Origin of the sequence: Cytobacillus oceanisediminis 2691 (genome assembly GCF_007678455.1) — a bacterium.
Classification (GTDB): domain Bacteria; phylum Bacillota; class Bacilli; order Bacillales; family Cytobacillaceae; genus Mesobacillus; species Mesobacillus oceanisediminis_A.
On the sequence record NZ_VEEP01000011.1, the window covers coordinates 190,999 to 202,870 of the forward strand.

Annotated in this window: 10 protein-coding genes and 1 pseudogene; 7 read left to right on the top strand and 4 right to left on the bottom strand. The window is 42.6% G+C overall.

The window, feature by feature from the left end:
• The first annotated feature begins 23 nt into the window (after positions 1-23).
• Together FS736_RS20525 and FS736_RS20530 are read left to right on the top strand one after the other, a co-directional pair.
• Positions 24-1,214 (top strand): glycine C-acetyltransferase, encoded by a 1,191-nt coding sequence (locus tag FS736_RS20525; RefSeq protein ID WP_144480820.1) that lies wholly within the window; start codon positions 24-26, stop codon positions 1,212-1,214.
• 66 nt (positions 1,215-1,280) lie between these two features.
• Entirely contained in the window at positions 1,281-2,225 is a 945-nt protein-coding gene (locus tag FS736_RS20530; RefSeq protein ID WP_144480821.1) for an L-threonine 3-dehydrogenase, read from the top strand.
• A gap of 34 nt (positions 2,226-2,259) precedes the next feature.
• Here the strand turns inward: FS736_RS20530 and selD are convergent, their stop codons facing one another.
• Positions 2,260-3,360, bottom strand: a complete 1,101-nt coding sequence (gene selD / locus FS736_RS20535; RefSeq protein ID WP_186326873.1) for a selenide, water dikinase SelD — start codon at positions 3,358-3,360, stop codon at positions 2,260-2,262.
• A gap of 138 nt (positions 3,361-3,498) precedes the next feature.
• On the opposite strand from selD, the pseudogene FS736_RS25520 reads away from it, so the two are divergent.
• Positions 3,499-3,681 (top strand): annotated as a pseudogene (locus FS736_RS25520) (Rdx family protein); the annotation flags it as partial.
• Between the two features lie 154 nt (positions 3,682-3,835).
• Positions 3,836-5,242 carry an L-seryl-tRNA(Sec) selenium transferase gene (gene selA / locus FS736_RS20545; RefSeq protein ID WP_144480823.1) on the top strand — a complete coding sequence of 469 codons (1,407 nt, stop codon included), beginning with the start codon at positions 3,836-3,838 and terminating at the stop codon, positions 5,240-5,242.
• A gap of 38 nt (positions 5,243-5,280) precedes the next feature.
• On the opposite strand, the gene FS736_RS20550 is transcribed toward selA, so the two are convergent.
• Positions 5,281-5,424: a small acid-soluble spore protein P gene (locus FS736_RS20550; RefSeq protein WP_079509097.1), complete on the bottom strand. Its 144-nt coding sequence runs from the start codon at positions 5,422-5,424 to the stop codon at positions 5,281-5,283.
• 115 nt (positions 5,425-5,539) lie between these two features.
• Between FS736_RS20550 and FS736_RS20555 the strand changes: the two genes are divergently transcribed.
• A complete protein-coding gene (locus FS736_RS20555) occupies positions 5,540-5,797 on the top strand; it encodes a DUF2524 family protein (protein WP_144480824.1) in 258 nt (85 codons plus the stop codon).
• A gap of 56 nt (positions 5,798-5,853) precedes the next feature.
• Here the strand turns inward: FS736_RS20555 and sspO are convergent, their stop codons facing one another.
• Complete coding sequence (gene sspO / locus FS736_RS20560) at positions 5,854-6,003, bottom strand: small acid-soluble spore protein O (protein ID WP_144480826.1); 150 nt, start codon at positions 6,001-6,003, stop codon at positions 5,854-5,856.
• 333 nt (positions 6,004-6,336) lie between these two features.
• Between sspO and acnA the strand changes: the two genes are divergently transcribed.
• Both acnA and FS736_RS20570 read left to right on the top strand, forming a co-directional pair.
• A complete protein-coding gene (acnA, locus tag FS736_RS20565) occupies positions 6,337-9,045 on the top strand; it encodes an aconitate hydratase AcnA (protein ID WP_144480828.1) in 2,709 nt (902 codons plus the stop codon).
• An 853-nt stretch (positions 9,046-9,898) separates the two neighbouring features.
• On the top strand, positions 9,899-10,447 hold the full coding sequence (locus tag FS736_RS20570; protein ID WP_144480830.1) for a hypothetical protein: 549 nt from the start codon (positions 9,899-9,901) through the stop codon (positions 10,445-10,447).
• A 31-nt stretch (positions 10,448-10,478) separates the two neighbouring features.
• On the opposite strand, the gene FS736_RS20575 is transcribed toward FS736_RS20570, so the two are convergent.
• Positions 10,479-11,765 (bottom strand): NCS2 family permease, encoded by a 1,287-nt coding sequence (locus FS736_RS20575; RefSeq protein ID WP_144480832.1) that lies wholly within the window; start codon positions 11,763-11,765, stop codon positions 10,479-10,481.
• Positions 11,766-11,872 lie beyond the last annotated feature (107 nt).

The following is an 11,872-nucleotide window of genomic DNA, read 5'->3' on the forward strand; positions in this document are numbered from 1 at the left end:
GTTTCGGCAGAAAGGGGAATTCGATGTCTAGCAAAACATTGGATCAATTTTTGAACGAGAACCTGGAGGAATTAAAGGGGAAGGGGCTATACAATGTAATCGACCCGCTAGAAAGCCCTAATGGACCAGTCATAACAATCAATGGAAAAGAAATGATCAATCTATCTTCTAATAACTATCTAGGACTGGCTACTGATGACAGATTGAAAAAAGCTGCCGATGAAGCGATTTCCCGGTTTGGAGTGGGAGCAGGCGCCGTTAGGACGATTAACGGCACACTTAAGCTTCATGTTGAACTTGAAGAAAAGCTTGCCAAGTTCAAAAAGACAGAAGCTGCTATTGCTTATCAATCCGGCTTCATGTGTAATATGGCTGCGATTTCCGCTGTAATGGATAAAAATGATGCGATTCTTTCTGATGAATTGAATCATGCTTCGATTATTGACGGCTGCCGTCTGTCACGTGCAAAAATCATCCGTTTCAACCATTCTGACATGGAAGACCTGCGCGCAAAAGCAAAAGAAGCCAAAGAATCCGGTCTATACAATAAAATCATGGTCATCACCGATGGCGTATTCTCCATGGATGGAGACATTGCAAAATTGCCGGAAATCGTTGAAATCGCCGAAGAATTCGACTTATTTACATATGTCGACGATGCACATGGTTCTGGAGTACTTGGGGAAGGCGCAGGAACTGTCAAGCATTTCGGACTTTCAGATAAAGTCGATTTCCAGATTGGAACATTATCGAAGGCTATTGGTGTAGTCGGAGGATATGTTGCTGGAAAGCAAAACCTGATTGACTGGCTGAAAGTGAGAAGCCGTCCATTTCTGTTCTCAACCTCACTCACTCCTGCTGACGTTGCTGCCAGCATAAAGGCAATTGAAATCCTGATGGAAAGCACAGAATTGAACCAGCGTCTATGGGAAAATGCAAACTATCTGAAGGATGGACTGCAAAAGCTTGGTTTTGACATTGGACACTCTGAGACGCCGATCACTCCATGCATCATTGGAGACGAAGTGAAAACACAGGAATTCAGCAAGCGATTATATGAAGAAGGGGTTTACGCAAAATCAATCGTATTCCCAACAGTACCGCGGGGAACAGGCCGGGTAAGGAATATGCCTTCCGCGGCGCATACGAAAGAAATGCTTGATCAGGCATTATCTATTTATGAAAAGGTAGGAAAAGAATTAGGGATTATTTAATTGGGGGATGCCGGTTTGTCTGACAAGCCGGCATAGTTTTAAGGAAAAGCAGGAGGAGTACATAGAATGAAAAAGATTTTGATTACTGGTGCACTTGGCCAGATTGGTTCAGAATTAACAGTTAAACTTCGTGACATATACGGACAGGACAATGTCATTGCGACTGACATCAGACAGACTAATTCAGAAGCAGCAGTCAACGGCCCATTCGAGATTCTCGATGTCATGGATGCCAACAGGATGGCTGAATTGGCAAAAGAATACAATGTTGACACAATCATGCACATGGCTGCACTGCTATCAGCAACAGCTGAGACGAAGCCGGTTTTTGCATGGAACCTGAATATGGGCGGTTTGATGAACGCCCTCGAAACAGCAAGGGAACTGAACCTGCAATTTTTCACTCCAAGCTCTATCGGTGCTTTCGGTCCGAACACACCTAAAGACGATACGCATCAGGACACAATTCAACGTCCTACTACGATGTATGGTGTGAACAAGGTTGCAGGAGAATTACTTGCAGATTATTATTTCCACCGTTTTGGAGTTGACACCAGGGGAGTGAGATTCCCTGGATTGATTTCTTACGTCACACCTCCAGGAGGCGGAACAACTGATTATGCGGTTGAGATTTATTACGAAGCAATCAAAAATGGTAAATACAGCTCCTATATCAACAAAGGGACATACATGGACATGATGTACATGCCTGACGCGCTTGGGGCGATCATTGATTTGATGGAAGCAGACCCTTCTAAGCTCATCCACCGTAATGCTTTTAATGTAACGGCAATGAGTTTTGACCCGGAGCAACTTGCAGCTGAAATAAAAAAGCATATTCCAGGATTTGAACTGTCTTACGAAGTGGATCCTGTAAGGCAGGCAATTGCTGATAGCTGGCCGAATTCAATCGATGCTTCTGCTGCTGCTGAAGAATGGGGATTCAAGGCAAAATATGACCTCGGGAGTATGACTGCCGATATGCTGGAAAAATTGAAAGTCAAATTATAATAAATTAAGAAAAAAGGTGAAATCAAATTTGATTTCACCTTTTTACATAAATCAGTTTATCCTGCTTTTCTGTGACTTTTCCTATTACAGCAGCTTGATTCAATCCTTTGTCTTGGAGTGCTTTTACATATTGAATGGCCTCATTTTCTGGCAGTGATACAAGAAGGCCGCCTGACGTGATTGCGTCACAAAGGACCAATTGCTCTTCAGGAGATATGTCTGCATACTCGACATCATCCACTAGCCACTTATGATTTGACTTAGAACCTCCTGGTACAACGCCTTTTGCCGCCAATTCATATGTACCTTCCAGGACAGGAACTCTGGTTAATTCAATCTCAAAGCTGACATTGCTGCCTCGTGCAATTTCACTTCCATGACCGAGGAGGCCGAATCCAGTCACATCTGTTACTGCATGAGGAGTGAAGCTTTTGAGCGCTTCTGCAGCGGATTTGTTCAATAAGGCCATTGTTTCGGTAACGGACTGTTCTTGTTCGGCCGTTACCACACCACGCTTAATTCCGGTCGTTATGATTCCAACCCCGATTGGTTTTGAAATGACCAGCACATCACCTGGTTTGGCGCCGACATTTTTCCATATGGATTCAGGGTGTGCCAGACCTGTCACGGATAAGCCGAATTTAGGCTCCTGATCATCGACTGAATGTCCGCCAACTGTAACGGCACCAGCTTCTTTCACTTTGTCACTCGCCCCTCTTAATATTTCTGCAAGTATATCTGGACCAAGCTTTTTGACAGGATATCCTACTATATTAAGAACAGTTTTTGGCTCTCCACCCATTGCGTACACATCGCTAAGTGCATTGGCGGCAGCAATCTGGCCAAACATATATGGATCATCCACGATTGGGGTGAAGTAATCAATTGTTTGGATCAGGGCGATATCATCTGTCAGTTTATATACACCTGCATCATCGGATGTTTCATGTCCGACGAGCAACTCAGGAACAGGTTCCTGTTCAGGTAATAGACGCAGAACCTGCGTCAAGTCCTCTGGACTGATTTTACATCCTCAGCCAGCTTTTGTTGACAACGAAGTCAAACGGATTTTTTCATGTTCACTCAACCTTATCACCTCAACAGAAAGTATACTCCTTCTTGTTTTTAAAATCATCCTTAAGCTACTATTATTTGCACAGAGTCAGACTTTACACTAAAATTACAGTAATTATATATATATTTGCAAGGGGGATTTTTAATGGAGAAGTATCAAGTCGCCGTCGAATTTTGCATGATGTGAAATTATGCACCAAAAGCCGCGAGTCTCGCGGAAGATTTATTCACGCATTTTCGAAGCCAAATAGAAAAAATGGAACTGATACCAGGTTCCAAAGGAGCTTTTGAGGTTACGGTTAACGGAAAACTTCTATACTCCAAACTTGATACAGGCTTATTTCCGGATGTCGACGAAATCATAAAGCAAATAGAAGCATAAATATTGCCTGGCAGCTGCCAGGCATTTTTTTAAGCTGCAGGATGCAATATTGCTGTAATTTCACAAGACTTAATTCACCTGATTGAAAAAATTACGATTGGATATTAATGATATAATGGAACAATGTAGATTTGTTTTGTGGGGGCATGCGAGCATGAAAGAATTTTTGAGAGCCTTGCCTGCAGTACATGAACTGCAGAAAGATACAAGGTTTACGGATTTAATTGACCAGTATGATCTCGATGAAGTCTATCTGACTGATGTGATGAAATCAGAAATAGATAGGATAAGGAAAGAACTGCTAAGAGGGAATTGGGCAGGGGCAGAACCAGGGACAGAAGCATTTATAGACCAAATCTTTGAAGCTGTTGACCGTTCTGCAGCTGAACGATTGGAATATACACTTAAAACTGTCATTAATGCTACCGGAACCATTTTGCATACAAATTTAGGCAGGGCCCGATTGAGCGAGAATGCCATAAAGCATGTAGTGGAAACAGCTATGAACTATTCCAATCTTGAATATAAGCTAGATGAAGGCAAACGCGGGTCACGGCACAGTCATGTGGAAGCATTGGTCAAGGAAATTACAGGTGCAGAAGCGGCTATGGTCGTCAATAATAATGCTGCTGCTGTTTTTATCATTCTCAGTGCGCTTGCACGAGGTAAAGAGGTTATCGTTTCGCGTGGACAACTTGTGGAAATTGGCGGTTCCTTCCGTATCTCTTCGATAATGGAAGAAAGCGGAGCGAGATTAGTCGAAGTAGGGACAACAAATAAAACCCATCTATACGATTATGAGAATGCGATTTCAGAAGAAACATCCATGATACTGAAGGTCCATACAAGCAATTTTAAGATATATGGCTTTTCGAAAACCGTAGAAACCGAAGAGTTAGCACAACTGTCAAATAAACACGAAGATGTCATTTTTTACGAAGATCTAGGTAGTGGTGTTTTATATGATTTTCAAAAGCATGGTATTGGGGAAGAACCTGTTGTTAGTGAAGTGATCAGAATGGGAGCGGATATCGTATCATTCAGCGGGGATAAATTGCTGGGCGGTCCGCAAGCTGGTATTATCGCTGGAAAAAAAGAGCTTATTGATCAACTGAAAAAGCATCAGCTGGCCAGGGTCGTAAGAGTTGATAAAATGACGCTGGCAGCACTTGAAGCAACATTGATGGATTATCTTAAGGGAGAAAAGGGAATGGGCCATATCCCGACTCTTCGGGATTTACTTGTGCCTTTAACGGAACTTGAGGCAAGGACTGAAAAATTCGTCAAGTCTATCCAATCTTTTGGCGGAAAATTAAATGTAAATATCACAGAAGGGACTAGCCAGGTCGGCGGGGGAACAATGCCGGATGTCGAGCTGCCTGCCTGCCTGGCCAGCATCAGCCACCCTGAAGTAAGTGCTGAACATATTGCGAGAAAGCTTAGGACAGAACATTCACCAGCCATCATAGTGAGAATTCATAAAGAAGAGGTGCATGTCGACCTTCGGACCGTTACCCCGGAAGAAGAACAGCAGCTATTGGCCGCACTCAAATTAATATAGCATGATGGCTGCCAGATTATTTGGCAGCCATTTGTTTTTTACATATCGTGGCCAGAATTGTGCTTTTGGCGAGTATGGTTGCGGTTTTTTACCTTTTTGGATCCGCTTAGTGGAGCAGGCTGGCTGTCTTGGTCACCCTTGGGAGCATTTTTGCGCATATCCTTGGAATCGTTTTTGTTCATTGCTCATCCCTCCTGATTTTAGGATTAGATTTTCACTTGAATTTATACTGAATAAATAACTTTTAAATGTGCAATTTAACGGTATAGATTTTACTACATCAGGAGGAAATCACACATGCCTTACAATAAAGATAAACAACAAGCCTTCCAGGCAGCTCAGCAAGGGTTTGAAGACGCACAAGGTCTTTATTCGGAAATTGTCCGTGATTCAGCAAGCTATGGTCACCAGTTAAAGCACCTTAAAAATGAAGTGAATGAAGCATTCCAACAAATTGAAAATGCTCTTGAAACCGCTTCTGAACATCAAAGGGGACAATTAGAAAGGTTCCAGCAGGATCTCAGAAGTATCGTGAACGAAGTGAATATGGAATAAAAGTTGAAAGCGGAAGGTGTTCCTTCCGCTTTTTCATATACCAGGCATGTTATTATTTATTGATTCTTTTTACGCTTCTTATTATTTTGTTTTTCAAGCTCGGTCATAGGTTCATTTGCCATTTCTTCATTGAATCCCGCACCATTTCCCTGAGCTTTTGCAGCATTTGCTCCGGGAATGACATGATTTGCTTTTCTTTTTACCACATGAATCACCTCCATCTGTCATATTTTTTCCCATTACACACTGCATAATCCTGCTTTTTCACTTTTGTAAAATAGTTTTTAATTGACTTGGATTAAATTAGGAAACAATATTCCTCTTTGATAAAATAACAGAAAGTTTGTTTTTAACATGTTTATAATTTTTATAATAAGGAAAACTTATCAATCGCAATAACTTTCTTGTTATTTACTTATATACAAGGTTATATTAATATGAAATTGTGAGAAAAGTTAGGATGGAATACAAGATTCAAACTTTTCGACAATTACTTTTATTTAGTTTATGATGTTTACGTAGAAGAAGGGGGTAAACATATGTCAAACCAAGATGTTTTTAACGCCCGCAGTTCATTTGAAGTTGACGGGAAACGCTATCATTACTATAGCCTGGCAGCATTAGAAAATGCTGGAATCGGCAATGTATCAAAACTGCCTTATTCTGTTAAGGTATTGCTTGAATCCGTGCTTCGCCAGCATGATGGCTTTGTGATCACAAAAGAGCATGTTGAAAATCTAGCAAAATGGGGAACCAGCGAAGTGAAAGAAGTGGATGTGCCGTTCAAGCCTTCACGTGTCATTCTTCAGGACTTCACTGGTGTACCAGCAGTCGTTGACCTAGCTTCTCTAAGGAAAGCAATGGCTGACATGGGTGGAGACCCAGACAAAATCAATCCTGAAAAGCCGGTTGATCTAGTCATTGACCACTCTGTACAGGTTGATAAATACGGAACTCCAGACGCACTTAATGTGAACATGGAACTTGAATTCGAACGTAATGCTGAACGTTACCAGTTCTTGAGCTGGGCACAGAAAGCATTCGACAACTACCGCGCTGTTCCGCCGGCAACAGGTATCGTTCACCAGGTGAACCTTGAGTACCTTGCAAACGTTGTCCACGCTGTAGAAAATGCAGATGGTGAATTCGAAACATTCCCAGATTCATTAGTAGGTACAGACTCTCATACTACAATGATCAACGGTATTGGCGTTCTTGGATGGGGCGTAGGCGGTATCGAAGCAGAAGCTGGAATGCTTGGCCAGCCTTCATACTTCCCAGTACCAGAAGTAGTAGGTGTTAAATTAGTAGGAGATATGCCGAACGGCGCTACTGCAACAGACCTTGCACTTAAAGTGACTCAGGTTCTTCGCAGCAAAGGCGTTGTTGGCAAATTCGTCGAGTTCTTCGGACCTGGCGTAGTGACGCTTCCACTTGCTGACCGTGCGACTGTTGCAAACATGGCACCAGAATACGGCGCTACTTGCGGATTCTTCCCAGTAGATGGAGAAGCATTGGATTACATGCGTTTAACTGGCCGCCCAGAAGACCACATTAAAGTGGTTGAGGCATACTGCAAGGAAAACGGATTATTCTTCGATCCTGCTTTAGAGCCAGTTTATACTGATGTAGTAGAAATCAATCTTTCTGAAATCGAACCTAACCTGTCTGGTCCAAAGCGTCCGCAGGATTTAATTCCACTTTCTGCAATGCAGAAATCCTTCCTGGAAGCATTGACTGCTCCTGCAGGAAACCAGGGATTCGGACTTGGCAAAAAGGAAATCCAAAAACAAGCTGTTGTTGAATTCGCAAATGGCGATACAACTACTATGAAAACAGGTGCTATCGCGATTGCTGCGATCACTAGCTGTACAAATACATCTAACCCATACGTACTTGTAGGTGCAGGTCTTGTTGCCAAGAAAGCTGTTGAGCTAGGAATGGAAGTTCCTAAGTTTGTTAAGACTTCATTGGCACCTGGTTCAAAGGTTGTAACTGGATACCTTCGCGATTCAGAATTGCTTCCTTACCTTGAAACTCTTGGTTTCAACCTTGTTGGTTATGGATGTACAACATGTATCGGTAACTCTGGTCCATTAAAGCCAGAAATCGAAAAGTCTGTTGCTGAAAGCGATCTTCTAGTAACTTCAGTACTTTCAGGCAACCGTAACTTCGAAGGACGTATCCACCCGCTTGTAAAAGCAAACTACCTGGCTTCACCGCCATTGGTTGTGGCTTACGCACTTGCTGGTACAGTGGACATCGATCTTCAGAATGACCCTATCGGAAAAGATAAAGATGGCAATGATGTATTCTTCAAGGATATCTGGCCATCAACTGCAGAAGTGAACGAAGTCGTTCACCGCGTTGTAACACCTGAACTATTCCGCAGAGAGTACGAAACTGTATTCACTGACAACGAAAAGTGGAATGAGATCCAGACAAATAGCGATCCGCTATACACTTTCGATGAGGATTCAACTTATATCGCAAACCCTCCATTCTTTGAAGGTTTGACTCCAGAAGCTGGAGAAGTTGCTCCATTGAACAGCCTTCGTGTTGTCGGCAAGTTCGGTGATTCCGTCACAACTGACCATATTTCTCCTGCAGGTGCGATCGGCAAAGATACACCAGCTGGAAAATACCTTCGCGAAAAGGGTGTAGAGCCACGTGACTTCAACTCTTACGGTTCACGCCGTGGTAACCACGAAGTCATGATGCGCGGAACATTCGCGAACATCCGTATCCGCAACCAGATCGCTCCTGGCACAGAAGGCGGCTTCACGACTTACTGGCCAACGAACGAAGTCATGTCCATCTTTGATGCTTGCATGAAGTACAAAGAGCAAGGCACCGGCCTTATGGTTATTGCAGGAAAAGATTACGGAATGGGATCATCCCGTGACTGGGCTGCAAAGGGTACTAACCTATTAGGCATCAAGACTGTTATCGCTGAAAGCTTCGAGCGTATCCACCGTTCAAACCTTGTATTGATGGGCGTTCTGCCACTTCAATTCAAAGCTGGTGAAAACGCTGAGACTCTTGGCCTGACAGGCAGAGAATCATTCGATGTCCAGATCGATGAAAAGGTTCGTCCGCGCGACATCATCACTGTGACAGCTACTGACGAAGAAGGCAACAAGAAAACTTTCGAAGCGCTTGTCCGTTTCGATTCAGAAGTAGAAATCGATTACTACCGTCACGGCGGCATCCTGCAAATGGTTCTTCGCGACAAATTAAAAGCGTAATTTAATACATCTAACCCCCTGGTCCTTACGAGGAACAGGGGGTTTTTTAGTATATGTGGAATTAGCACCGCGGGGATTTGTTATGATGCTTAACATTTTAAAAAGATCTGATTTATTTTGATAGCTTTCGCCTGAAGAAGCTGAACCTGTAAAAAGGATGAGGTTATCTTGACAGGTTTTCGAGTGATTGGGTTGAACCTGTCAAGATAATGGGGTTATCTTGACAGCTTTTCGAGTGATCGGGTTGAACCTGTCAAAATAATGGGGTTATCTTGACAGCTTTTCGAGTGATTGGGTTGAACCTGTCAAAATAATGGGGTTATCTTGACAGCTTTTCGAGTGATTGGGTTGAACCTGTCAAAAAAACGGGGTTATCTTGACAGCTTTTTGAGTGAAGGAGCTGACCCTGTCAAAAAAACGTGGATTTCTTGACAGCTTTTTGAGTGATCGGGCTGAACCTGTCAAAATAATGTGCTTATCTTGACAGCTTTTCGAGTAATCGGGCCAAACCTGTCAAAAAAACGGGGTTATCTTGACAGGTTTTCGAGTGAAGGAGCTAAACCTGTCAAAATACTGGTTTTGCCAGGTGACAAGTATCTGTCAGCAAGCTAGCTTTATATTGGAAGCGGTTTTCACCTGGTTACGTTATGGTTTTCTTCACTTAGTACTCCTGTTAATAGAATAAAACTTCTATTAAACATAGTTCCCACCACTATTACACCAGAGGAAATTTATCTTTTCCACATATCCTACAAAATTCACGAAAACTTCTGATAAATCGACAAACTCTCCTATTGAAATTTGCTGCCAAAGAGGTATGTTTAAGGTAGGTGGAACATAAGGAGTGATTTCTATGGGCCTTGTATCAATAGTAGCAAGAGAAGATTTTATTTCATTGGTTACTGATTTGGGGATACAGCAGATGACTGATGACATCCATTTCAAAGAATTGATACCGGATACAGCGTTCATTGCTTTTTCAGGTGATGAGGAATATGCGGTGATGGCAGCAGATGCCGCTGAAACCCTTATTAAACAAGGATTCAGTCTCAGAGAACTGGCTGAATCAATCCAGTCATCAATCAATAATCCTTTGCTTCCTGCAGATGGCCGTCCCTTTGAGGCGGTGGTGGCTGGTTACTCTCAAAAAGGTAAAGCTCAATATCACATCATTTCCAACATAAAGCCGCTTGAATCCTATTATCCTGCCACTGGTGAGAGTCTCTATTATGTAAATGGCTACGAACCGATGCTTGTCCTTGAACGGTCATTGAAGATGTATGGAATGGGGACAGTTGACCAGGCACAGGCAGCTCAGATCCATCTGCTGCAAGAAGCTTCCAAGTTTATTCCGAATGTTTATATGAATCCTTCATCCTATATTCTAAAAAGAGCAAACTAAAACAGCCCTGGACCCAGGGCTGTTTTTCTCATTATAGAGCATATTGCAAAACAAAGTTACCCAGGAACAGCAAGGCAATCATATAGAGTGCAGGCTGGATCTCCCGGCCTTTCCCCATTAATAGCTTCATTAAGGGATAAAGGATAAAACCAATCGCCATTCCGTCTGCAATGCTATATGTCAGCGGAATCAGGACAATGATCAGCAGAGCAGGGAAGCTTTCAAGTAAATCATCGAGCTTGATGTTGGTAATATTCTGCAGCATTAGTACACCTATTAAAATTAAGACAGGAGAGACTGCGCTTTCCGGTACCATTTTAATAACAGGGATTAATACAATGGACGCCAGGAATAGGACACCAGTTACGATGCTCGTTAATCCAGTCCGTCCGCCAGCAGCAATTCCGGCAGCACTTTCGACAGATGCAACGGTAGGGCTAGTCCCGAAAATTCCGGCTGTGGCTACTGAAATTGCATTTGCCTGTAAAGCTTTCCTGGATTTTTGTGTCTGGTTTAGCATCTTTGTATGTCCATGGATCAAGCCAATATTTTCGAAGATAACAACCATTGCCAATGAAAAAGCAGTAAGCCAAAAAACAAAATCACCCGCTTTGGCAAACGACATTTGACCAAACACTGCCATATACCCTTTGAATGATGGCATACTCCATGACGCTCCATCACCCTTGAAATCACCAAAAATCAAGGCAAGTGCTGCTGTGAATGCGATACTTAGCAAAAGGTTGCCGGGCACATTTTTAATGAATAATACGACAGTGACAACCAATCCGATCAAAGTGATGAGGGCTGTTGAACTGCTGAGGTCTCCGATTGCAAGTAAAGTATGTTCCGAACTTGTAATGATTCCGCTATTATCGAAACCGATCAGGATTAATAGGATGCCGATACCAACAGTGATGGCTTCCTTCAGGGAATCAGGAATGGACGAGACAATCGTTTTTGCCAGTGGAGTGAAAGCTAATAACATGAAAATAACCCCGGAAACAAACACCATGGCAAGTGCTTCCTGCCATGCAAAGCCCCCTGACTGTACGATTGTGTATGTAAACATCGCATTCAATCCCATTCCCGGAATCACCAAAATAGGTGTATTGCTCCAGAAACCCATGAGCAGGCAGCCAGCGAAAACGGTCAAAATGGTGGCAATGATTCCAGCTTCCAAAGGAATTCCAGCTGCTGACAGAATGGTAGCATTGACAATGATGATATACACAACAGTTATATAAGAGATCAGGCCAGCTGAAAACTCTTTTCCGATTGTTGTATCATGTGCTTTTAATTGAAATAATTTATCCATTTTTTCTCCTCTCTCTTTATATAGATAAATTTTTTCGCTTTGAAACGAATGAAAATATCGTAACATAGACAATTGGTATATTGAAAATATATAATTTATATATTAAT